This window comes from Roseovarius sp. PS-C2 (genome assembly GCF_018862045.1).
Lineage (GTDB): Bacteria > Pseudomonadota > Alphaproteobacteria > Rhodobacterales > Rhodobacteraceae > Roseovarius.
This window is the reverse complement of the sequence record NZ_JAHKSQ010000005.1, coordinates 330,462-353,671: the sequence shown is the minus strand read 5'-3', so window position 1 is coordinate 353,671 and position 23,210 is coordinate 330,462. Positions and strand designations below refer to the sequence as shown.

The 23,210-nt window shown below is 61.1% G+C and carries 22 protein-coding genes and 1 tRNA gene; 19 read left to right on the top strand and 4 right to left on the bottom strand.

Annotated features, from left to right (window positions below):
• Window positions 1-16: 16 nt before the first annotated feature.
• The 6 genes from KPG71_RS11985 to KPG71_RS11960 all read left to right on the top strand — a co-directional run bounded on the left by KPG71_RS11985 (window position 17) and on the right by KPG71_RS11960 (window position 7,752).
• On the top strand, window positions 17-3,118 hold the full coding sequence (locus tag KPG71_RS11985) for an efflux RND transporter permease subunit (protein WP_216338295.1): 3,102 nt from the start codon (window positions 17-19) through the stop codon (window positions 3,116-3,118).
• A gap of 342 nt (window positions 3,119-3,460) precedes the next feature.
• Window positions 3,461-4,651 (top strand): site-specific integrase, encoded by a 1,191-nt coding sequence (locus tag KPG71_RS11980; protein WP_216338294.1) that lies wholly within the window; start codon window positions 3,461-3,463, stop codon window positions 4,649-4,651.
• Window positions 4,652-4,810: 159 nt separating this feature from the next.
• Complete coding sequence (locus tag KPG71_RS11975; RefSeq protein ID WP_216338293.1) at window positions 4,811-5,605, top strand: hypothetical protein; 795 nt, start codon at window positions 4,811-4,813, stop codon at window positions 5,603-5,605.
• A 203-nt stretch (window positions 5,606-5,808) separates the two neighbouring features.
• Complete coding sequence (locus tag KPG71_RS11970) at window positions 5,809-6,042, top strand: AlpA family transcriptional regulator (RefSeq protein ID WP_216338292.1); 234 nt, start codon at window positions 5,809-5,811, stop codon at window positions 6,040-6,042.
• 137 nt (window positions 6,043-6,179) lie between these two features.
• Entirely contained in the window at window positions 6,180-6,398 is a 219-nt protein-coding gene (locus KPG71_RS11965) for a hypothetical protein (protein WP_216338291.1), read from the top strand.
• Window positions 6,388-7,752 carry a hypothetical protein gene (locus tag KPG71_RS11960; RefSeq protein WP_216338290.1) on the top strand — a complete coding sequence of 455 codons (1,365 nt, stop codon included), beginning with the start codon at window positions 6,388-6,390 and terminating at the stop codon, window positions 7,750-7,752. Before KPG71_RS11965 ends, KPG71_RS11960 begins: the two co-directional genes overlap by 11 nt.
• 159 nt (window positions 7,753-7,911) lie before the next feature.
• Here KPG71_RS11960 and KPG71_RS11955 read toward each other — a convergent pair whose 3' ends face one another.
• Window positions 7,912-8,328, bottom strand: coding sequence for a helix-turn-helix domain-containing protein (locus tag KPG71_RS11955; protein ID WP_216338289.1), 417 nt, complete (start codon window positions 8,326-8,328; stop codon window positions 7,912-7,914).
• Between the two features lie 76 nt (window positions 8,329-8,404).
• Here KPG71_RS11955 and KPG71_RS11950 point away from each other — a divergent pair, with 76 nt between their 5' ends.
• From KPG71_RS11950 to KPG71_RS11925, 6 genes are all read left to right on the top strand, one after another.
• Window positions 8,405-8,794 carry a mercuric transporter MerT family protein gene (locus KPG71_RS11950; protein ID WP_216338288.1) on the top strand — a complete coding sequence of 130 codons (390 nt, stop codon included), beginning with the start codon at window positions 8,405-8,407 and terminating at the stop codon, window positions 8,792-8,794.
• A gap of 18 nt (window positions 8,795-8,812) precedes the next feature.
• Window positions 8,813-9,118: a heavy-metal-associated domain-containing protein gene (locus KPG71_RS11945; protein WP_216338287.1), complete on the top strand. Its 306-nt coding sequence runs from the start codon at window positions 8,813-8,815 to the stop codon at window positions 9,116-9,118.
• Between the two features lie 4 nt (window positions 9,119-9,122).
• The gene (gene merF, locus KPG71_RS11940; protein WP_216338286.1) at window positions 9,123-9,341 is read left to right on the top strand and encodes a mercury resistance system transport protein MerF; all 219 of its coding nucleotides are present in this window, start codon (window positions 9,123-9,125) and stop codon (window positions 9,339-9,341) included.
• 36 nt (window positions 9,342-9,377) lie between these two features.
• Window positions 9,378-9,515 (top strand): hypothetical protein, encoded by a 138-nt coding sequence (locus tag KPG71_RS11935; protein ID WP_216338285.1) that lies wholly within the window; start codon window positions 9,378-9,380, stop codon window positions 9,513-9,515.
• Window positions 9,512-10,945: a mercury(II) reductase gene (merA, locus tag KPG71_RS11930; protein ID WP_216338284.1), complete on the top strand. Its 1,434-nt coding sequence runs from the start codon at window positions 9,512-9,514 to the stop codon at window positions 10,943-10,945. Before KPG71_RS11935 ends, merA begins: the two co-directional genes overlap by 4 nt.
• A 249-nt stretch (window positions 10,946-11,194) precedes the next feature.
• The gene (locus KPG71_RS11925; RefSeq protein ID WP_216338283.1) at window positions 11,195-11,437 is read left to right on the top strand and encodes a hypothetical protein; all 243 of its coding nucleotides are present in this window, start codon (window positions 11,195-11,197) and stop codon (window positions 11,435-11,437) included.
• Between the two features lie 234 nt (window positions 11,438-11,671).
• Here KPG71_RS11925 and KPG71_RS11920 read toward each other — a convergent pair.
• Window positions 11,672-11,748: transfer RNA gene (locus tag KPG71_RS11920), tRNA-Arg, on the bottom strand.
• A gap of 162 nt (window positions 11,749-11,910) precedes the next feature.
• On the opposite strand from KPG71_RS11920, the gene KPG71_RS11915 reads away from it, so the two are divergent.
• Entirely contained in the window at window positions 11,911-12,492 is a 582-nt protein-coding gene (locus KPG71_RS11915) for a HupE/UreJ family protein (protein ID WP_216338282.1), read from the top strand.
• Between the two features lie 149 nt (window positions 12,493-12,641).
• Here KPG71_RS11915 and KPG71_RS11910 read toward each other — a convergent pair whose 3' ends face one another.
• Entirely contained in the window at window positions 12,642-12,989 is a 348-nt protein-coding gene (locus tag KPG71_RS11910) for an antibiotic biosynthesis monooxygenase (RefSeq protein WP_216338281.1), read from the bottom strand.
• Window positions 12,990-13,102: 113 nt separating this feature from the next.
• Between KPG71_RS11910 and KPG71_RS11905 the strand changes: the two genes are divergently transcribed.
• From KPG71_RS11905 to KPG71_RS11895, 3 genes are all read left to right on the top strand, one after another.
• Window positions 13,103-14,566 (top strand): PLP-dependent aminotransferase family protein, encoded by a 1,464-nt coding sequence (locus KPG71_RS11905; RefSeq protein WP_216338280.1) that lies wholly within the window; start codon window positions 13,103-13,105, stop codon window positions 14,564-14,566.
• Between the two features lie 92 nt (window positions 14,567-14,658).
• The gene (gene xsc / locus KPG71_RS11900) at window positions 14,659-16,434 is read left to right on the top strand and encodes a sulfoacetaldehyde acetyltransferase (protein ID WP_216338279.1); all 1,776 of its coding nucleotides are present in this window, start codon (window positions 14,659-14,661) and stop codon (window positions 16,432-16,434) included.
• A gap of 3 nt (window positions 16,435-16,437) precedes the next feature.
• Window positions 16,438-17,604, top strand: a complete 1,167-nt coding sequence (locus tag KPG71_RS11895; RefSeq protein ID WP_216338278.1) for an acetate/propionate family kinase — start codon at window positions 16,438-16,440, stop codon at window positions 17,602-17,604.
• 55 nt (window positions 17,605-17,659) lie between these two features.
• Here the strand turns inward: KPG71_RS11895 and KPG71_RS11890 are convergent, their stop codons facing one another.
• Entirely contained in the window at window positions 17,660-18,511 is an 852-nt protein-coding gene (locus KPG71_RS11890; RefSeq protein ID WP_216338277.1) for a phosphate acyltransferase, read from the bottom strand.
• Window positions 18,512-18,724: 213 nt separating this feature from the next.
• On the opposite strand from KPG71_RS11890, the gene KPG71_RS11885 reads away from it, so the two are divergent.
• From KPG71_RS11885 to KPG71_RS11875, 3 genes are read left to right on the top strand one after another with little or no spacing between them, the layout of a single operon-like run.
• The gene (locus KPG71_RS11885) at window positions 18,725-21,553 is read left to right on the top strand and encodes a molybdopterin oxidoreductase family protein (protein ID WP_216338276.1); all 2,829 of its coding nucleotides are present in this window, start codon (window positions 18,725-18,727) and stop codon (window positions 21,551-21,553) included.
• Window positions 21,550-22,317, top strand: coding sequence for a 4Fe-4S dicluster domain-containing protein (locus KPG71_RS11880; protein WP_216338275.1), 768 nt, complete (start codon window positions 21,550-21,552; stop codon window positions 22,315-22,317). The genes KPG71_RS11885 and KPG71_RS11880 overlap by 4 nt, the downstream gene beginning before the upstream one ends.
• 1 nt (window position 22,318) lies before the next feature.
• A complete protein-coding gene (locus KPG71_RS11875; protein ID WP_216338274.1) occupies window positions 22,319-23,191 on the top strand; it encodes a DmsC/YnfH family molybdoenzyme membrane anchor subunit in 873 nt (290 codons plus the stop codon).
• Window positions 23,192-23,210 lie beyond the last annotated feature (19 nt).

The following is a 23,210-nucleotide window of genomic DNA, read 5'->3' as shown; positions in this document are numbered from 1 at the left end:
CGGGGACGCATAGATCATGGCACGTTTTTTCATCGACCGGCCCGTCTTTGCCTGGGTGATTTCTATCATCATCATGGGAATCGGGGCCCTGGCGATCCGGGTCCTGCCCATCGCACAGTATCCGCAAATCGCACCGCCCTCGGTGGCGATCTCGGCCACCTATCCCGGCGCTTCGGCGAATACGGTCGCGAATACCGTCACCCAGGTGATCGAACAACAGATGACCGGGCTGGACGGGCTGCGCTATTTCTCGTCCAGTTCCAACGCGGCGGGACGGGTCAGCATCACCCTGACGTTTGAAACTGGCACGGATGCCGACATTGCCCAGGTGCAGGTCCAGAACAAACTGAGCCAGGCCACGCCGCTCCTGCCCGAGATCGTTCAACGGCAGGGCATTACCGTCGAAAAATCCTCAGCCGGGTTCCTGATGGTGGTTGCCCTGATTTCCGAGGATGGCGACCTCGAACAGGTCGACCTGGCCGATTACATGGAATCCAATCTGGTCGATGAACTCAGCCGGATTCAGGGCGTGGGCTCCGTAGAGGTGTTTGGCGGGCAATACGCGATGCGTATCTGGCTCGATCCGTCCAAACTGGCCGCTTTCGAGCTGACGCCTGCGGATGTGGTGGCTGCCGTTTCGGCGCAAAACGCGCAGATTTCAGCCGGCTCTTTCGGGGCGCGGCCCACGGTGGATGGGCAACAGCTGAACGCCACGATCACCGCGCAATCGCTGCTCAGCACACCCGAAGATTTCCGCCAGATCGTACTGCGCGCCGAAACCGACGGCGGCCTCGTGCTGCTGGACGATGTCGCCCGCGTCGAAATCGGCGCGGAAAACTACGCCACCATCGCCCGGTTCAACGGCGCCCCGTCTGCGGGCATGGCCATCAGCCTGGCGTCCGGCGCGAACGCGCTGGACACGGCTGAAGCCGTCAAATCGCAAATGGAGGAATTCTCCCGCTTCTTCCCCGAAGGCGTCGATTACGTCATTCCCTACGACACCACGCCATTCGTCGAGATTTCGATCGAGGAGGTCGTCAAAACCCTGTTCGAGGCAATCGTGCTGGTGTTCCTCGTGATGTTCCTGTTCCTGCAAAACCTGCGGGCGACGCTGATCCCCACGCTGGCCGTACCCGTGGTTCTGCTGGGCACTTTCGGCGTCCTGGCGGTGGCAGGGTTCACGATCAACACCCTGACCATGCTGGCCATGGTGCTCGCCATCGGCCTTCTGGTGGACGACGCCATCGTTGTGGTCGAAAACGTCGAGCGCATCATGGAAGAAGAAGGCCTGCCGCCGCGCGAGGCCACGCATAAATCCATGGGCCAGATCACCGGCGCCCTGATCGGCATCGCGATGGTGCTGTCGGCGGTGTTCGTGCCAATGGCGTTTTTCCCCGGTTCGACCGGTGTGATCTACCAACAGTTCGCAATCACCATCGTGTCGGCGATGGCGCTGTCGGTCGTGGTGGCGATCACGCTGACACCCGCCCTTTGCGCCTCGCTGCTCAAGGCCAAGGGGCACGGCAAGGCGCGTGGCCCGTTCGCCTGGTTCAATACCGGTTTCAACAAACTGATCTCTGGCTATACCAGCACGGTCGGCTGGACCGTGAAGCGTCCGTTTCGCGTGGCAATGATCTATCTCGCAATGGCCGCTGTGATGGTCATGCTGTTCATGCGCACCCCCACCGGGTTTCTGCCCGAAGAGGATCAGGGCATCCTGTTCACCCTGATCCAGACCCCCACCGGGGCCTCTGCCGAGCGCACGCTGGACGTCGTCAAGCAAATCGAAGATTACTACCTGAACCACGAAACCGAGGTCGTGAACTCGATGTTCGGCGTCGTCGGCTTCAGCTTTGCCGGCAGCGGACAGAACATGGGGATCGCCTTTGTCCAGTTGAAAGACTGGGATGAACGCCCCTCCCCCGCGCAAAGCGTTCAGGCACTGGCTGGCCGGGCCTTCGGGGCGTTCAGCCAGATCCAGGACGCGATGGTGTTCCCCGTCGTTCCGCCTTCGGTGATCGAACTGGGCAACGTGTCGGGCTTCGATTTCTACCTTCAGGCACGCGGCGGCCAAAGCCACGAAGACATGATCAATGCCCGAAATCAGTTGCTGGGGCTGGCGGCACAAAGCGAGATCGTCACCTCGGTCCGGCCAAGCGGGCTTGAGGACGCGGCACAGTTCAACCTGGATATCGACTGGCGCAAGGCCGGGGCCATGGGGCTGACGCCCACCGATGTGGGGCAATTGCTGCAAATCGCCTGGGCCGGAACCTATGTGAACGATTTCATCGACCAGGGCCGGATCAAGCGCGTCTATGTTCAGGGCGAGGCCGACGCACGCACCGCCCCCACCGATATTGACAAATGGCGGGTGCGCAACGCCAGCGGCGGTCTGGTCCCCTTCTCCAACTTCGCGGAAGGAAATTGGGATTACGGCGCACAGGGGCTTTATCGCTACAACGGCGTCCCGTCGATCCAGATTCAGGGCACACCGGTGCCCGGCGTCAGCACGGGCGAGGCGATGGCCGAAATGGAACGGCTGGTCGCTCAACTGGGCGATGGCTATAACCTTGCCTGGACTGGCCTGTCTCTGGAAGAGCGTGATTCCGGCAATCAGGCCCCGCTGCTTTACGCCTTGTCGCTGGCTGCGGTGTTCCTGTCCCTCGCGGCCCTTTACGAAAGCTGGTCGATTCCCTTCGCGGTGATGCTGGCCATGCCGATCGGTGTGCTTGGGGCGCTCATCGGCGCCTGGCTGGGGTCGTTCGAGAACGGCGTGTTCTTCCAGGTCGGCCTGCTGACGGTGATCGGCCTGACAGGCAAGAACGCCATCCTGATCGTCGAATTCGCCCGCGACCGCTATGAAGGGGGCGAAAGCCTGATCGAGGCCGTGGTCGAAGCCGGGCGTCAGCGTTTTCGCCCGATCATCATGACATCAATGGCCTTCTCTCTGGGCGTGTTGCCACTGGTGCTGAGTTCCGGGGCGGGCTCGGGCGGGCGCAACGCCATCGGCTCGGGCGTCCTGGGGGGCACGTTGTCGGCCACCGTTCTGGGGGTGCTTTTCATCCCCCTGTTCTTCGTGATCGTCGCCCGCCTGTTCCGCAGGGCCGGCGGTAAATAATCCCGAACCGGGGCGCCTGACATCAGCGCGCCCCGGTCGTCCGACACCTCGCTCTCATCCGACACCAACGGATCGCACCCCGGATCGCTTTCGCAACCACATTGCAAATGAAAAACTGGCGATCCCGCGAGGACTCGAACCCCGAACCTGCTGATTAGAAGTCCCGGTCAGGCGGTTTCGCCGTATCGCGCCAAATTTCGCCGCACTTCGAAAAATCACTTTATTTCAGATATTTAGATTGACGGCTGTTGCGCCTGTCTATCACAAACGACTCCAGATTTTGCTGCACGGTGCTTCCGTATTGCTTCCGGCAGGCAGTCATGACCTTGGAGGTGTTCACAAATGTTCCGGCTCACAAAACGCTCTGTTGAAGCCCTCGATTTGCGTGAAAAGGACTACATCGAATGGGACCGCGACGTGGCCGGGTTCGGGGTGCGGGTCTATCCATCGGGTAAGAAGGCCTATCTGGTCCAATACCGCAGCGGACGCCGCACCCGTCGCTACACCATTGGATCGCATGGCGTGCTGACCGCCGATCAGGCCCGCGCCGAAGCAAAGCGCCTTCTGGGCGATGTGTTGCGCGGAGAAGACCCCTCGGGCACGCGGCGGGACCGAAGACAGGCCCCGACCGTTAAGGCGCTCTGTGAGCGGTTCTTGCAAGACTACGCGGCGGTCCATTGCAAACCATCGACAAATCGTTCCTACGAAATGCTGATCCGGCTGCACATCAAGCCCGCGCTTGGCCCCATGCTGATCCAAGACGTCACCCGCGCCGATGTAGCGGCCTTGCACCTGAGACTAAGTGCTGACGCGCCTTATCAGGCTAACCGGGTGCTTGCGCTACTCTCAAAGCTGTTCAACACGGCGGAAGATTGGGGATTGCGCGCCGAAGGCTCCAACCCTTCGCGCCGGATCAAGAAGAACCGCGAGGAAGAAAAGAAGCGCTATCTCAGCGACGATGAACAGATGCGCTTGGGCCGGGTTTTGAATGACTGTCTCGAAGACGGGAGCGAAACCGTCTTTGTCGTGTCGGCCATCATGCTTTTGATGCTGACGGGGTGCCGTCGCAATGAGATCACCACCCTGAAATGGACCTATGTGCATTATACGCACTTGGACCTGCCGGACAGCAAGACGGGCCGCAGGCGTATTCCGCTACCGCGTGAGGCCTACGAAATCCTCATGGGCGTGCCGCGAGAGGAGGGGAACCCTTATGTGATCCGAGGGCTGACCGAAGACGGACACCTGACCGATTTGGAACGGCCTTGGCGACGTATCCGAAGCCGCGCCGGGTTGCCGGACGTGCGGTTGCATGATCTGCGACACACCTATGCATCGGTCGCGATGCAGAACGGTATCGATCCCTTCACGCTTAAAGAAATCATGGGGCACCGGAATTTGCAGACCACCTTACGTTACGCACATCTGGCAGACGACGCCGTACAGCGCGCCGCCGGGTCGGTGGCGTCGCGTTTGGCCGGGGCTATAGGTAAGAGGGATAGCGAACCACGGCGGCTGCGCGCGGTCCAGTGAACGCCGTTACCTTACGTATATGTAGGGGCCTATAGATATAGGGATGCTTGGCCCCCAATCTCGTATCGCGTACGTACCTACGAATAGAGGGCCTGCCTACGTACGATACGTACATAGGGAAAACTCAGCCTCGCTCAATAAACCGCGAAGGGTCTAAGGATGCGTTTCGATATCTCAGGGCACTATCTTCTGCTGCAAGCTTTTGACCGGACTGGGCGCAAAGTCTTTGGGGGCGAATGGCATGGTGACGAGGCCTTCGCGCGCGATACCGAGGACCCGTCAGGCGTATCCGGCGAACGCCGAAACATTCAGGACCTGATCAAGACGTTGGCCGCGTCAGCGGAACCGCACAATGCTATTCTCGCGTCTGATGCGGATGAAGAAGAGCACCAAGCAGCCTCAGATGCTTTGCACCAAATCAATCGAGAACTGGGGCAGTTGAAAGAGCGCCTTGCGACGCTGCCGCATGTGACCGGCTCTTGGCTTGCCGATCACGAGGCATTCAAACGGCGCACGGATATTGAAAGCAAATTGTTCGAGGCTTTCCGCTCTGGCGATCTGGACCTGCAAGTTGGGCCAAATGAGATTGTGCAGTGGCGCACTTGGTCGCGACAGCCGGATTTTAAAGTTCTGTTTTCAATGTCCTGCGTGATCGTACCGAGAAGCCACGCGGGCCAGCGGCGGCGTGGCCCTGCCTTTATCCAACTTGCTGCCTTCGAAAAGTGGCTTTGCCGGTTCGCGGGTGCGGCGACTGGAACGGAAGAGCTTACGCCCGAGGCGCAGTTAGAAATTTGGTTGCGTGAGAAGATCAAGGGTCCGAAGGAATTCAGCAAGCCAGTCTATAGAGCCCACGCGTTAGAAGAGATTCCCGAATTGAGCGCGCGGGCGTTTGACAGGGTATGGGACAACGTGGTGCCTAAGAACTGGAAGAGGCGTGGCAGGCACGGCAGTTAGGCTTTTAATCGTTGCAGCATCACGGCCCTAAGTGCGCTAATTTATTTCTTAATCTAATATGCTATTGATAATATTGAACTTTAATTAACGCACCAAACCGCGCCAATTAAACTTTTTTATGGCGTCTATTTAGGGTTTCTGCGCCCGTCTACGTTGGCTTCACAAGTTACACACCGATCACGAAAGATACGGAGACGAGGCCAATGAAACCGAGTGACGCGCAAGCGAAACCCACGACTGACCCTGATCGCCTGATGAATGAACACGAAGCGGCTGAAGTGCTTTGCTACTCGGTCCGCGCCCTTCAAAATTGGCGGTCACGCGGCGGCGGACCGAAGTTTATCAAGGTTTCCGCCCGATCCATCCGCTATCGGCGGCGCGATCTTCTGGACTGGATAGAGGCCCGCACCGTGGCCAATACCAGCCAACCCATCTGACATCGAGTTTTGCCCTTAAGGGGTTGGTAGCACCTTAAGGGATTTTGGGGCCGGATGGCTCAAAAAGGGGCGCGGGGTAAACGCATCTCGCGCCCTTCCTATGCCTGCCAACAACCGACAGCCAAGGAAAGGAAACCATGGCAAATCAACCCGCCTTCAAAGTGCGGCTTGGCCTGATCACGGCCACCGTTTGGGACAACGAAGGATTCTATTCCGTCGATCTGTCCCGCTCATACCGCGACAAGGAAGGGAACTGGCAAAACACCACGACCTTTTCGCACGCGGACCTTCTCAACATCGCAAAATGCGCCGAGCGCGCGGAAATCTGGATTTCGAGGAAAGCCAATGCAAGCTGACAAAATCAAACTGAACCAAGCCGGGGCCACGCCCCGGCCCCAAAACAGAAGCTACCCCGCCGGAGGCGCACATCAGCCACAAGAAACCCCGGTTTCCGATCTGGGCGGGACCGGGAGAGGGGGGATAGTAGCACCCCTCTCCAGAAATACAGACCACCCCGAATCCTATCAGGTTCTGCACAAGGGGTTCGACACTCTGACAATCGCCATTCAGGCCAATCTACCGCCCGAGGCGTTCGAGTATTTCGAAACCCAAAAGGACCTTGCCGAGAAAGAGCAGCAAGACACCCTGACCGATTACAATGGCGTGCAATTCCATATCAAAGGCCACGGCGGGGCGGGGTATCGCATCCTTGCCAATGGTGGGCCGATGGGGGCGCAATGGGCCTTCAAGAAGCCCAACCCGAAAGACCCTTGGGGCATCCGGGTGAACTTCGGCTCTACCTTTCTGGCCACGCGGGGCCTTGGCGCGGCGCGGGCGCAACTAGATAGCGTGTTGGATGGATTGGGCATTCGCACCCGGCCCGAGGATTTCAGCATGTCCCGCGTGGATTACTGCGTCGATATCCTCGCGCCGCCTGAATTCATACTCGATCCCGAGGCCTTTATCATGCATTCCAGCACGCGCCGCCGGGATCACATCGCGAATTCCGATATGGCGGTCAGCGGCAAATCAGGGCGTACAACCTCTGTCACCATCGGCAGCCCCCGTGCGCGGCAGGTGATCGTCTATGACAAACGCGCCGAAGTGATCCAGAAGCACAAGCCGCATTGGTGGCACTTCTGGAACCAGACCCTCAGAGCCATCGGGCAAACACCCATCGGGCCAGACACGCCTGACCTGAAAATCTGGCGGGTCGAGTTTCGGGCGGGCAAGGATTTGTTGCGGGACAGATGGGATATCCGGACGTGGGAAGACCTGTTCACGCGGTTTGGTGATCTGGCCAATGAAACGGGCCAAGTGATCCGCTACACCGCCCCTATGGCCCATGACAGCAATCGCGCCCGCTGGCCCAATCATCCGATCTGGGAAATCGCCTTGGGGGAGATCACCACCGACCTGATCGAGATGTACGAAGGCTCCGACCCTAACCCGGTCAAAGAGATTCAGCGCAGTCATCACATCAGCGTGCTTTTTAAGAACCTCAAGGGCAGCACTTTGACCCTTGCCGCCCTCGAAGGCGTGGAAGAACCTGACCTCGAAAGGTTCTTCAAAGACACCGCCTCGAAACTGGCAGATCAGGCCAAGGCTGACCCGGAACACACCGCAAAACAGCTACAGGATGCGCGCGACCGCTATGTCTTCATCACCCCGGACAACCTAAATCGTCCGCCGACGCCTACCGACCAGTAGTGTCCACGAACGCGGCGGGCGATACTTCTAGCCCGCCGCGAAAATCAAGCGCTTGCCCTCACGCTTGGATTTGTTGCCGGATTCGGCCCACTCCGGTCATTCCTGTTCAACTCTGTGAATGTCTATTTACCCTATGTTGTGAACATTTGCAGCATTTGTTCATTCTCGAGAGATCGCATCAAGCACGGGGCATTCCGGAATCTCGGCACCTGAACATCTGGATGCGGTCTCAGCCAGCACCGTCTCGATACGCCGAAGATCCGCGATCCTCGCGTGGACATCGGCAAGGTGCCGCTCCGTCCGTTCCTTGACCTCGGCGCAGGTCGGCGCCGTGCCGTCTTCGAGCCCCATCAGCCCGCGAATGTCCTCCATCGAGAACCCGAGTTCGCGGGCGCGCAGGATGAAGCGCAGGCGCGTGGCGTGCGCGGCGGAATAGATGCGGTAGCCGGCGTCGGTCCGGGGCGGGTCGGGCAACAGGCCGGTCTTCTCGTAATATCGGATCGTCTCGATATTGCAGCCGGTCGTCCGGGCAAGATCTCCGCGTGTGAAGCCGCTCTCGCGCTCGTGATCGATCATGGGCAAATTTCCTCTTGAGCCTGTAGTTGCTACAGACCCTACACTAATCGTCAATCACAGACGAGAGGTGCGCGACATGGCGCTGACAGACGACAGAACGGACAGCACGGGCGCGGATCGCCTCGCCCGAAAGGGCTGGCTCGCGGCGGGCGGTGTGCTGGGCGCCTTTCTCGCCTCGGCCTGCTGCATCGGGCCGCTGGTGCTTTTGACCCTCGGCATCTCGGGGGCCTGGATCGGCAACCTGACGGCACTGGAGCCTTACAAGCCGATCTTCGCCGTGATCGCGCTCGGCTTCATCGCGGCGGGTTTCTGGCAGTTGTATTTCCGCAAGCCGACCGTCTGCGAACCCGACTCCTACTGCGCAAGGCCAGCCTCGGCGCGCATCACAAAGACCGCGCTCTGGGCTTCCCTGATCCTCGTCGTCGCCGCGCTCACCATCGACTGGTGGGCCCCGCTTCTCTACTGACCCCGAAAGGACATCCCCATGAAGAAGATCCTTGCACTCGCCCTGTTCGGCCTGACCGCCACAGCACACATCACCGCCATCCCTGCTGCCGCGCAGACCGTCGCCGCCGAGCAGACCGTCACCTTCGCGGTCGACAACATGACCTGCGCGCTGTGTCCGGTGACGGTGAAGCGCGCGATGGAGGGCGTCGCGGGCGTGCGCGCCGTCGAGATCGACTTCGAGGCGCGCACCGCAACGGTGATCTTCGACACCGCCGCGACCAGCGCCGACGCCATCGCAACCGCGTCGGCCAATGCAGGCTACCCGGCGCGTGTCGCGGGCTGACGAGATGACCGGGCAGTCCGACCGCAAGCTGATCGCGACAGGGATCGTCGGCACCGTCATCGCGGCGCTGTGCTGCTTCACGCCGGTGCTCGTGGTGCTTTTCGGTGCCGTGGGCCTGTCAGCCTGGCTGGGTTGGCTCGACTATGTGCTGCTGCCCGCGTTCGCCTTTTTCGTCGCACTGACCGTGTATGCGACTTTGCGGCGGCAACGGCGCAAAAAATAACACCTGAAAAAACGACACCTGAGAGGATACACAATGATGACCAATTGCTTCTCCACGATGACCAGTTTCGGCCCGGGCTGGACGTTTACCCTCGCTTTGATGGCGGCAGCCGTGGCCGCGACCTATCTGCTGACCAAGCGGTCGGATGAAACCTCCGTAGACATTTCACAATGAACGACTGCTGCACCATTCCCCAATCAGACCAGAATACTTTCGACCTTGCCGTGATCGGCGCCGGATCGGCCGGCTTCTCGGCCGCGATCACCGCCGCCGAGGGAGGCAAGCGCGTCGCGCTGATCGGCCATGGCACCATCGGCGGGACCTGCGTGAACGTGGGCTGCGTGCCCTCCAAAACGATGATCAGGGCCGCGGAAGCCATGCACGGTGCGCAGACAGCACATCGGTTCCCGGGCCTGAACGGCGAGGCGCAGGTCGCCGACTGGTCGGCGCTGATTGCGGCCAAGGACCATCTGGTGGCGACGCTGCGCCAGAAGAAATACGCCGATCTGCTGCCGGGCTACGGCGGTGTGACCTATCTCGACGAGGGTCCGGCGCGGCTCGTCCCCGGCGGTGTCGATGTCGGCGGGCGCAGGATCACGGCACCCAAGGTCATCGTCGCCACCGGCGGCCGACCCGCCGTGCCCGACATCCCTGGGGTCCAGGACGCACCATCGCTCGACAGCACATCACTGCTGGAGCTGGACCAGTTGCCCGAGAGCCTGATCTTTCTCGGCGGCGGCTATATCGGCGTGGAGCTGGCGCAGATGATGGCGCGGATGGGCACCCGCGTCACGCTTCTCTGCCGCTCGCGCCTGCTGCCGCGTACCGAGCCGGAGGTGTCCCGGGCGCTGACGGAGACGCTGCGCGCCGAGGGCGTCGCCGTTGTCGATGGCGCGACCTACGACGCCGCACGGCGCGACGGGGCCCGTGCGGTCCTGACGGTGACGGTGGACGGCGCCGAACGCGATCTGACGGCCGACCGCCTCGTCCTGACGACGGGACGCGCAGCCAACACCGAGGGGCTGGGCCTCGCGGAGATGGGCGTCGAGACCGACGCGCGCGGCGCGATCCGGGTGGGCGACGACATGCAGACCACGAAGGCCGGCATTTTCGCGGCAGGCGACGTCACCGACCGCGACCAGTTCGTCTACATGGCCGCCTATGGCGCCAAGCTCGCGTCCCGCAACGCCGTTCTGGGCGGGGCGGAGCGCTACGAAAACGCCGCGATGCCGTGGGTGGTGTTCACCGATCCGCAGGTTGCAGGCGTGGGCCTGACCGAGGCGCAGGCCCGCGCGGCGGGTCATGACGTCAAGACCAGTGTGCTGACCCTCGACAACGTACCCCGCGCGCTCGCCGCCCGCGACACGCGCGGCCTGATCAAGCTGGTCGCGGACCGGGCGACCGACCGCCTGCTGGGCGGCGTGATCATGGCGCCGGAGGGAGCCGACAGTGTCCAGACGCTCGCCATGGCGCTCAAGGTCGGCATGACGACAAAGGCGCTCGGCGAGACGATCTTCCCCTATCTGACCACGGTAGAGGGGCTGAAGCTCGCCGCGCAGACCTTCGACAAGGATGTCGCGAAGCTGTCGTGCTGCGCGGGCTGATCCAGCAAAGGAACAAGTGTTGCAACCCATTTGAACCGACGGCCGTTTTTTGGGCCAATCACGCTCTCGAGTACGTAAACTGCCACCACTGTGGCAGGTCGGCGTCTGCGAACCCGACATTCAGGGCGAGCGCAGCGAATGACCGCAGTCCGCCCTCAACATCGATAGACGCTTTGTAACCTGCTTGGGAAACGTCAGAGTTGACGGGGTGGTGTTGACACTTCGCCGAAGCCTTCCATTTGTTCGAGTATGTCGGTTCAAACTCTGCATCGAAGGCTAAAAAAGTGGCGCGAGCGCGCGTGGCGTCGCAAGTGCGATTTGCCTGTCTATGCGCATATGCTGGTTACGGCGCACAGCAAAGGCGAACTGATCGCGAGTGATCACCCGTCTTGGGCGAGATTGGATCGAGCGATTGACGCGGCGAGAGAGGGCGATCCAGACGCGCTCGATCTGATCGCGCTAGAAGCCATACGTTTGCGCGATACTCAGTGAGCCCTGCCGCCCGATCTAGGCCGCATCGTTACGGAATTCGGATACTGGTTTGGTGTGTAGCAATCTATCGGTTGCCGCTCATGGGGCCGAAAGTCGATTGGCGACTCGCGCAGTGGCTCAAATCTGCAACATGATCTTGTTGGTTTTGCTGCTTCCGTATTGCTTCCGTTTGGTCGGCGGGCGAAAAGAGCACATTTACGTTCGGCGTTAAGTTATTGATATATAATTATAAATTGGCGATCCCGCGAGGACTCGAACCCCGAACCTGCTGATTAGAAGTCAGCTGCTCTATCCAGTTGAGCTACGGGACCGCTTGGCCTCGTTTACCGTCGCCCCTTGCCAAGATCAAAGACAAATCGGGGCGGTCGTGGAAAATCGTCTGGCTGACTGCTTGCGCCCCTGGCCAGGGGCTGTCTTTCTGTGCTCAGGCGCGACTCATCCCGAGGCGCCGGCAGACCCAAGGACGGAGCCACATGAAACACCCCATTCCCCTGATCGTTCCCGCAATTCTTGTCGCAAGCCCTGCCGCAGCGCACCTTCCCCCCGGCGAATACGGGTCTTTCATGGCCGGGGTTACGCATCCGCTGTTCGGTCTCGATCATGTTCTGGCGATGATCGCCGTCGGACTTTGGGCCGCCCAGATCGGTGGGCGGGCATTGTGGCAGGTCCCTACCGCCTTTGTCGCGGCGATGATTGCAGGCTTCATCCTGGCGCTGGCCGGGCTGCCGCTGCCGTTCGTCGAGCCGATGATTCTGGTTTCTATCATGGTCTTGGGGATGGTGGTGGCGCTGGCGCTGCGCCCGGCCCCGTGGGTAGCGGTCACCGCCGTGGCCATGTTTGCACTGTTTCACGGCCACGCCCATGGCGGCGAACTGGGCAGCGCGCAGGCGATGCAATTCGGTGCAGGCTTCGCGCTTGCCACAGCGGGATTGCACGCTGTCGGCCTGATCGTCGCATTGCTCTTTGCCCGCGCCTTGCACGCCGGGTCCGGTGCCGTGTTGCGGGCGATGGGCGGCGCGACCACGCTGATCGGCATTTTTCTGGCAATTGGTTAACAAAACCGGTCCGGGGCGCAACGCGCGCCCCGTTCATCCGGCTGTGCGCCGATCCGATACCGACGCAAAACCGACGCTTTACCGATATGATGCCGATCGGGGATTTCCTTTGTTAACAAGGCTGAATTCACCGATTCGCATGATCCGCCCTATGCCCCATGCACCGCCCGGCTGTCATCCGGGGCCTGTAGGCGGTCATGTTTGCCATAATCGCGGATCACGCTGACCACCCGCAGGCGGTAATCCTCGAACATCCGCTCGCGCCCGGCCTTCTGGGCCCGCCGGTGCCCCTCCAACTGGCGCCACCGCTCCACCGCGGCCTCGTCTTCCCAGAAACTCAGCGACAACAGCTTGCCGGGGTTTGTCAGGCTCTGAAATCGTTCCACACTAATGAACCCCTCGACCTCTTCCACGAGCGACCGCATTTTCGCGGCCATATCCAGATAAGGCTCTTTCTGCCCTTCGGCGGGTTCGACTTCGAAAATGATGGCAATCATGTTGATCCTCCGCTTTCCGACATCAGCATTCCCGGCATGCCCGCCAAACGCAAGCCAGCACATGGCCATCAGACCAGATTGCCAGACTGATAAGTCCAGACTATCGTGACGGTATGTCCATTTCAGTCGAAACCTTTTTCCTGAATCCGAGCGCCGAGGGCACTCTTCAGGCGCAGATTCAACAGATGATCGCGCAGGGCATTCTATCGGGCCGTTTTCGCAAGGGCGAAAAGCTGCCGAGTTCGCGCAGTCTGGCCAACCATCTCGGCGTCAGCCGGATCACCGTGACGCTGGCCTATACCGAGTTGCAGGCCAGCGACTATCTGGAGGCGCGCGATCGGTCGGGCTATTTCGTTTCCGAAAACGCACCCGAACCGCCTCAGTTCGATCCCCGTCCCTCGGGCACCGACGTGATCGACTGGGGCCGCGCGCTTGGTCGCCGGTTCACAGGTGGGCATACACCGGAAAAGCCGCAAAACTGGTCCAGCTATCGGTATCCATTCATTTACGGTCAAGCCGATCCAAGCCTTTTCGATCACGCCAACTGGCGCCATTGCGCCTTGCAAGCCCTTGGGCAAAAAGACTTTCAGGCGCTGACGACGGATTACTACGATCAGGACGATCCGTTGCTGATCGAGTTCATCGCGCGCCACACCCTGCCCCGTCGCGGGATCTTGGCGCAACCCGACGAGATTCTTGTCACCATGGGCGCCCAGAATGCCCTGTGGCTGACCGCACAGGTGCTGCTGACCCAACGGCGCACCGCCGCCATTGAAGAGCCCTGCTATCACGCGTTGCGCGATATCCTCATGCAATCGCGTTGTCATCTGGCGCCCGTGGATGTCGACCGCGACGGGCTGCCCTCAGATGCCCTGCCACAACATGCGGATGTAATCTTTACCACACCAAGCCACCAGTCCCCCACCAACGCCACGATGCCGATGGACCGGCGCAAGGCGCTGCTGGACAAGGCGCGCGAGATGGACGCGCTGATCGTCGAGGACGATTACGAGTTCGAAATCTCCTTCCTGCGCGCCCCCCTTCCTGCCCTGAAATCATTGGATGCCGACGGGCGCGTGATCTATGTCGGCAGCTTTTCCAAGTCGATCTTTCCGGGGCTTCGTCTGGGGTATCTGGTGGGGTCGCGCCAGTTCATCCGCGAATGCCGCGCCTTGCGGGCCAGCGTACTGCGGCATCCGCCGGGCCATATTCAGCGCACGGCGGCCTATTTCCTGTCGCTTGGCCACTACGACAGCCTTGTGCGGCGCATGGGCACCGTTTTTGCCCGCCGCCGTCAGGCGATGGAACAGGCCCTTGCGGATCACGGGCTGGGGATTGAAGGGCGCGGCGTTTTTGGAGGGTCGTCCATCTGGATGCGCGCGCCCGATGGGGTCGATACCGCCGAGCTGGATCAGCGCCTGCGCGCCCGGTCCGTTCTGATCGAGCCGGGCCTGTCATTTTTCCGAGGCCCCGACGCTCCGCGCAACTATTACCGGCTGGCCTATTCCTCGACCCCATCCGAACGGATTTCGGACGGAATCGCCATCCTTGCCGAAGAACTGCACCGCCAAAGCTGACTGGCTATATCGTGACTGGCATTCTGGCCCTACTTCCCCATCCCGCCCCCGCCTAATTTGCCCCAACATTTCTCACCCCAGGAGCCCCCGTGATGAAGATGACCGTTGAAGAAGCCTTCGTGAAAACCCTTCAAATGCATGGGATCGAACATGCCTTCGGGATCATCGGATCGGCCTTCATGCCGATTTCGGATTTGTTCCCGCAGGCCGGGATCACCTTCTGGGATTGTGCCCATGAAGGATCGGGCGGGATGATGGCCGACGGGTACACGCGCGCGACCGGAAAGATGAGCATGATGATCGCCCAGAACGGCCCTGGCATTACCAATTTCGTGACCGCCGTCAAAACTGCCTACTGGAACCATACACCGTTGCTGCTGGTCACACCGCAAGCCGCGAACAAGACTATCGGTCAAGGCGGGTTTCAGGAAGTTGAACAGATGGCGCTGTTCAAGGACATGGTCGCCTATCAGGAGGAGGTTCGCGATCCGTCCCGCGTTGCCGAGGTGCTGAACCGGGTGATACAGAACGCTCACCGGGCCAGCGCGCCGGCCCAGATCAACATGCCGCGCGATTACTGGACGCAGGTGATCGACATTGACCTGCCCGCGATGGTCGAATTCGAACGCCCTGGTGGCGGCGAGGACGCCCTTCAGAAAGCCGCCGATCTGTTGTCAGACGCCAAATTCCCGGTGATCCTGAACGGCGCGGGGGTGGTCCTGGCTGGAGCGATCCCTGACAGCATGGCCCTGGCCGAGCGGCTGGATGCGCCGGTTTGCGTGGGCTATCAGCACAACGATGCATTCCCCGGATCGCATCCGCTGTTTGCCGGGCCGCTTGGCTATAACGGCTCGAAGGCAGGGATGGAGTTGATCGCGCAGGCCGATGTGGTGCTGTGCCTTGGCACACGTCTGAACCCGTTCTCGACCCTGCCGGGCTATGGGATCGACTATTGGCCCAAGGACGCAGACATCATCCAGGTTGACATCAATCCCGACCGGATCGGCCTGACCAAGAAAGTCAGCGTTGGCATCGTGGGCGACGCGGGCAAGGTGGCACGCTCCATCCTCGGCAACCTGTCGGACAGTGCGGGCGATGCGGGCCGCGACGCGCGCAAGGCGCTGATTGCAAAGACAAAATCGGCCTGGGCACAGCAACTGTCCAGCATGGACCACGAAGACGACGATCCCGGCACCACCTGGAACGAACGCGCCCGCGCCGACAAGCCCGACTGGATGAGCCCCCGCATGGCCTGGCGCGCTATCCAGAGCGCCCTGCCGCGCGAGGCGATCATCACCTCGGATATCGGCAACAACTGCGCCATCGGCAACGCCTACCCCGCGTTCGAGGCGGGGCGCAAATATCTGGCGCCTGGCCTGTTTGGCCCCTGCGGTTATGGCCTGCCCGCTATCGTCGGTGCCAAGATCGGCTGCCCGGATACACCCGTTGTCGGCTTTGCCGGGGATGGCGCGTTCGGCATTGCGGTCACGGAACTGACGGCCATCGGCCGCGAAGAATGGCCGCCCATCACCATGGTCGTTTTCCGCAACTACCAGTGGGGCGCGGAAAAGCGGAATTCGACCCTGTGGTATGATGACAATTTCGTCGGCACCGAGCTGGACGACAATGTCACCTATGCCGGAATCGCCAAGGCCTGCGGCCTGCAAGGCGTCGTCGCTCGGAACATGGACGAACTGACCGAGGCCCTGAACACCGCGATCACCGACCAGATGCAAAACGGCAAGACGACCCTGATCGAAGCCCTGATCAATCAGGAACTGGGCGAACCGTTCCGCCGCGATGCCATGAAAAAACCCGTCAAGGTCGCAGGCATCGACCCGAACGACATGCGCGCCCAAAAGGTCTGACTCGTGAGTACACCCGGCATTGATGAACCGATACTGGTTGTGAATGCCGGGTCGTCCTCGATCAAGTTTGCCGTTTTCGGCAGCGATCTGAATGAACGGCTGGCCGGAATCGCCGATGGGATCGGCGGGGCTGCATCGTTGAAGATCGGTTCCGAGAAACAGGACGTCGACCTTCCCGATCATGTCACGGCGCTACAAGCCATTCTTCACGGGTTAGAAGCGTGCGATCTGCCGATATCGGGCTTCAGGATGGCCGCGCACAGGGTTGTCCACGGCGGCAGCGAACTGACGACTCCAGTACGGATCACATCCAAAACGCGCCTGGCCATCGCGAACTGCACGCCGTTGGCACCGCTACACAATCCGCATCATCTGTCAGCCATCGACACGCTGGCCGGTCTGGCCCCGGACCTTGCCCAATTTGCCAGTTTCGACACCGGGTTTCACGCGACCATGCCCGAGGTCGAAACCGCTTATGCCCTGCCCGCCGCAATCACTGCTCTGGGTCTTCGGCGCTATGGGTTTCACGGGATTTCCTATGCCTCTCTGGTACGGCTGCTGCCAGAATTGTCAGGTGCGCCATTGCCCGATCGACTGTTGGCCTTTCACCTTGGCAATGGCGTATCCGCCTGCGCGATCCGCAAAGGCCATTCAATTGCCACGACCATGGGGTATTCACCGCTGGAAGGGCTGACCATGGGCACCCGGACCGGCGATATCGACGCGAACGCGGTGTTGCGTCTGGCCCGCGAAGACGGGATCGCGGCCACAGCTACCCTGTTGAACCGGCAAAGCGGCCTGCGGGGATTGTCCGGCGGGATTTCGGACATGCGCGCCTTGTTGGATTGCGAAACACCCGACTGCCGTTTTGCGGTCGAGCATTTTTGCTATCACGCGGTTCGGCACGCCGGAGCACTGATCGCCGCGATGCAAGGCTGTGACGCCATCGCCTTTACCGGCGGGATCGGTGAAAACGCGGCGCCAATTCGCGGGAAGATCATGGAAGGGCTGGCCTGGCTGGGCCTGAAGGTCGATCACGCCGCGAATGAGAACAACAGCACCGCACTACACACCAGTACGTCATCAGTGGCTGCCTGGATCATACCCGCACAAGAGGAACGCATGATTGCCGCCGATGCCTTGCAACTTATGCAGCAAGAGGGCGCATGATCCATTTCACTGTCGCATACGTCACGGAGAATATCTGCTTTCTGCGCCACTCATATCATACCAGCGCCAGCGTCACGGCGGTGGCGGCCACGATGTCATCAACCGTCGTGCCCCGGCTGAGGTCACAGACCGGCTTGCGAAACCCTTGCAGGAAGGGGCCGATGGCCTGCGCACCGGCAAGTTCCTGTGCCAGTTTGTACGCGATATTACCGGCATCCAGCGACGGAAAAACCAGAACATTGGCATCAACCGCTTCGACCCCTTTGAGCCGGGCGATACTCCCGTTCAGCGCGGCATCGGCCTGTACCGGACCGGCGAACCCCGTCATCTCGGCGGCGGCACGCACACGATCCACGCTTTCACCCGCGCCCGATGTGCCCGTGGAATACGACAAAAGCGCCACGCGGGCGTCGCCCAACAAGGCGTTCGCAGAGACCGCCGAGGCCTGCGCGATACCAGCAAGTTCCTGCGCCGACGGGGCAACCGTTACGGCGCAGTCGGCAAAGATCATCTCTCGTCCATCGGGAAAAACCATCAGGAAAAACGATGACGGCGCGGAGATGCCATCGGCCAACCCGATGGCCAGCCCCGCCGCCTCGATCACGCGACGCGTCGGCGCTTCGGCCCCGGCAACCATTGCATCCGCCCGTCCCGCCGCCACCATAGCGGCGGCGCGGATCAAGGGTTTGTCGAGCATTCGCCGGGCCAATACCGGCTTGATGCCGCGCGCCTGCACCAGCGTCTCGATCAAATCGTCGTCCACAGGATCGACGGGAACGGGTGTGCAAAGACGCAGCTCGCTCAGCCGGGCACGGGCCTGTGCGATACGTGGTTCCTCCCATTCGGGGAACACCACCCGGCCCGGGCGCATTTTTGCCCGCTCGAAAATCGCATCAAGAACCGTCATGTCCTCAGCCCTCCTTGGCAGGCACAAGAGCCGCAGCCACCTGAACGGGTCAAGCCTTTTGAACACGGCCTGCGCCTCAAACGGCTCGGGCGGCCCCTGTCCTGATTCAGAAAATCAGGGACAAAGTTTCAAGAAGCACAAAGTCTTTAGAAAAATGTCGCAAGGACAGCAATTCTGTCCTACCGTTCGATCCGACAAGCCGGGGGAGGACCGATGAACCATCGTCAGCCAAAGATCGACACGTCGCCAAAGGTGTCGGACGAGGTGCGTAAGACCACCTGCTACATGTGCGCCTGCCGTTGTGGGATCAATGTTCATATGAAGGACGGCAAGGTGGCCTATATCGAGGGCAACCGCGACCACCCGGTGAATCGCGGCGTTCTGTGCGCCAAGGGCAGTGCGGGCATCATGCAACACAACGCTCCCTCGCGCCTGCGGGCCCCCCTGAAACGGGTCGGGCCGCGCGGGTCGGGCGAATTCGAGGAAATCAGTTGGGATGAAGCGTTGCAGATCGCCACTGACTGGTTGGCCCCGATCCGCGCCGAGAATCCCGAGAAGCTGGCCTTTTTCACCGGGCGGGATCAATCGCAAAGCTTCACCAGCTATTGGGCACAGAATTTCGGCACGCCGAACTATGCGGCGCATGGCGGGTTCTGCTCGGTCAACATGGCGGCGGCGGGTATTTACACGATGGGCGGCGCGTTCTGGGAGTTCGGGCAACCGGACTGGGACCATACGAAACTGTTCATGATCTTCGGCGTGGCCGAGGATCATGACAGCAATCCGATCAAGATGGGTATCGGCAAGATCAAGGCACGCGGCGCCAAGGTGATCGGCGTGAACCCGATCCGCTCGGGCTATAACGCGGTGGCCGATGAATGGGTGGGTATCACGCCGGGCACAGACGGGTTGTTCATCCTGTCTCTGGTGCATGAGTTGCTGCGATCCGGGCGCATCGACCTGGATTATCTGGCGCGCTACACCAACGCGCCGGTTCTGGTGAACATGGACCCCAAATCGCCGGAATATGGGCTGTTGATGCGTGATGCGGATGGCAAGACACTGGTGATCGACCGCAAGACCGGCAAGCTGACTCCGTTCGATCAGCCCGGTGTGCAGCCCGATCTGGCCGCCAGTCACCGCCATGCGGGCATCACGCATAAACCCGTCATGCACCTGATCGCGGAACGCTACCTCGATCCGCAATATGCCCCCGAAGCGGTGGCCGAACGCTGTGGCATCACCGCTGATAAAATCCGCATCATCGCTGCGGAACTGGCCCGCGTCGCCTTTGACGAAGAAATCGTTCTGGAGAAGGAATGGACCGATTTCCGTGGCGAAACCCACAAGGTGATGAAGGGCCGCCCCGTCGCCTTTCACGCGATGCGCGGAATTTCCGCACATTCCAACGGCTTTCAGACCTGCCGCGCGCTACACATGCTGCAAATCCTTCTGGGGTCGGTCGAGGTGCCGGGGGGCTTCCGCTTCAAGCCGCCCTACCCCAAGCCGGTCAGCGCCCATCCCAAGCCGCATTGCAAGGTCACGCCCGGCAAACCGCTGGATGGTCCGCATCTGGGATTCGTGCAGGGACCGGACGATCTGGCGCTCAAGGACGATGGCAGCCCGGCGCGGATCGACAAGGCGTTTACCTGGGACAACCCGATGTCGGCCCACGGGCTGATGCATATGGTGATCTCGAACGCCCATGCCGGTGACCCCTACAAGATCGACACGCTGTTCATGTACATGGCGAACATGGCGTGGAATTCGACGATGAACACGCGTGGCGTGATCGACATGCTGACCGACACGGATGAGAACGGCGACTACGTGATCCCGCATATCATCTATTCGGATGCGTACAGTTCGGAAATGGTGGCCTATGCCGACCTGATTTTCCCCGACACCACCTATCTTGAGAGGCATGACTGCATCAGCCTGCTGGATCGCCCGATTTGCGAGGCCGACGCCGCGGCCGATGCGATCCGCTGGCCCGTGGTGGAACCTGACCGCAACGTGCGCGGTTTTCAGTCGGTGCTGTGCGAGTTGGGTGCGCGGCTGAACCTTCCGGGCTTCGTGAACGGGGACGGCAGCCAGAAGTATACGGACTATGCCGACTATATCACCAATCACGAACGCAAGCCCGGCATCGGCCCTCTGACGGGTTGGCGTATGGGCGATAACGGTCTGACCCATGGCCGCGGCGCGCCAAATGCCGCACAACTGGATCAATACATCGAGAACGGCGGGTTCTGCGTTCAGCATATCCCGGATGCCGCCACGTATTACAAACCGTGGAACGTAGCCTATCAGGAGTGGGCCGTTGGCCTGGGCATTTTCGACAGCCCGCAACACTACATCTTCGACCTGTATGTCGAACCCCTGCGCCGTTTCCAACTGGCCGCCGAAGGGCACGGCGAGCGCCAACCCCCCGACCACCTGCGCGAGAGGATCAAATCCACGCTGGATCCGCTGCCGATCTGGTATCCACCCTTCGAGGAGGAGCGGGTGAATACGGGTGATTTCACCATACATGCCCTGACCCAACGACCGATGGCGATGTATCACAGTTGGGGCAGTCAGAACGCGTGGTTGCGGCAGATCCACGGGCACAATCCGCTGTATCTGCCGACGAAACTGTGGGAGGCGAACGGGTTTTCCGAAGGCGATTGGGCCCGAGTCACCTCGGCCCACGGAGAGATCACCGTGCCAGTGGCACATATGGCCGCGCTAAACGAAAACACCGTCTGGACATGGAACGCCATCGGCAAGCGCAAGGGGGCATGGGCGCTCGACAAAGACGCGCCGGAGACGACCAAGGGCTTTCTGCTCAACCACCTGATCCACGAATTATTGCCACCCAAAGGCGATGGGCTGCGGTGGGCCAACTCAGATCCCGTAACGGGGCAGGCAGCGTGGTTCGACCTGCGCGTAAAGATCGAGAAAGCCGATGCTCCATCCGAGGCCCAGCCAAGCTTTGCACCGATCAAATCACCGGTCGGCCATGGCCCCGACCATCTGGAATGGAAGGTGGGCACATGACTCAGCTACCGGAGCGGACCGAAAAGAAACTTGGGCTGGTGATTGATCTGGATACCTGCGTTGGCTGTCACGCCTGTGTGGTGTCCTGCAAGGGCTGGAACACCGAGAATTATGGCGCGCCTCTGTCGGATCAATCGCCTTATGGTGCCGATCCGTCGGGCACGTTCCTGAACCGCGTCCACAGCTACGAGGCGCAACCCGATCAGGGTGCGGCGCAGTTGATCCACTTCCCGAAATCCTGCCTGCATTGCGAAGACGCCCCTTGCGTCACGGTCTGCCCCACCGGGGCCAGCTACAAGCGCACCGAAGACGGAATCGTTCTTGTGAACGAGACCGACTGTATCGGCTGCGGCCTGTGTGCCTGGGCCTGCCCTTATGGCGCGCGCGAACTGGATGCCGCCGAGGGCGTGATGAAGAAATGCACGTTGTGCGTGGACCGGATTTATAACGAGAACCTGCCCGAAGAGGATCGCCTGCCCGCCTGCGTGCGCACCTGCCCTGCCGGGGCTCGGCATTTCGGGGACCTGGGCGATCCGGGCAGCGAGGTCAGCCAACTCGTGGCCGAGCGTGGCGGAATGGACCTGATGCCGGAACAGGGCACGAAGCCGGTCAACAAGTACTTGCCGCCCCGCCCCAAGGACGAGATGGATCACATACCTGCCACAGCCGGGGAAATTGATGTGCTCGCCCCGCTCCTGAAACCAGTTGCGGAAGAACCGAAAGGCTTTATCGGCTGGCTCGACAAGGCATTGGAGAAACTCTGAAATGCATCCGGCACCGTCCGTTATTATCTTCACTACATTGTCGGGCCTGGGTTTTGGCCTGTTGTTCTGGCTTGGCCTTGGCCTGCCGCCCGTGACAGGCTGGGTGGCGTTTGTCTTTTTCGCCATTGCCTATGCTCTGGCGGTTGGCGGACTTCTGGCTTCGACCTTTCATCTGGGTCATCCCGAACGGGCGCTCAAGGCATTCACCCAATGGCGGACCAGTTGGCTGAGCCGCGAAGCATGGACCAGTGTCGCCGCCCTGATCGCGATGGCAATTTACGGCGCGGGGCTGGTGTTTTTCGGCACGCAATGGGCTGTTCTGGGATGGTTGGGCGCGGTCCTGTCCCTGCTAACGGTTTACTCCACCTCGATGATCTATGGCCAATTGAAAACCGTACCGCGATGGAAAACGCCGCTGACGCCCGCGCTGTTGCTGGCAATCTCGCTGGCTGGTGGCGCGTTGCTGGCCGGACAAATCACCGCTGCGCTGATCCTGTTGCCAATCGCCGCGGTGTTGCAAGTGCTATGGTGGGTCCGCGGCGACAACGCGTTACAGGACAGCGGCACGACCATGGAAAGCGCAACCGGCCTGGGGCACATCGGGCGCGTTCGCGCATTCGAACCGCCACACACCGGCACCAACTACCTGCTGCGGGAATTCGTGCATGAGGTAGGCCGCAAGCACGCGATCAAGCTGCGCATCATTGCGCTTGGGCTTGGCTATGCCCTGCCTGTACTGCTTCTGCTGTTACCCTTCGGCCATCTGATCGCCGTGCTGGCGATTCTGGCACATCTGGCGGGTATCGCGGCCTCACGCTGGCTGTTCTTCGCCGAGGCCGAGCATGTCGTGGGCCTTTACTACGGGAAACGCTGAATGACCTGATGAAAGGATC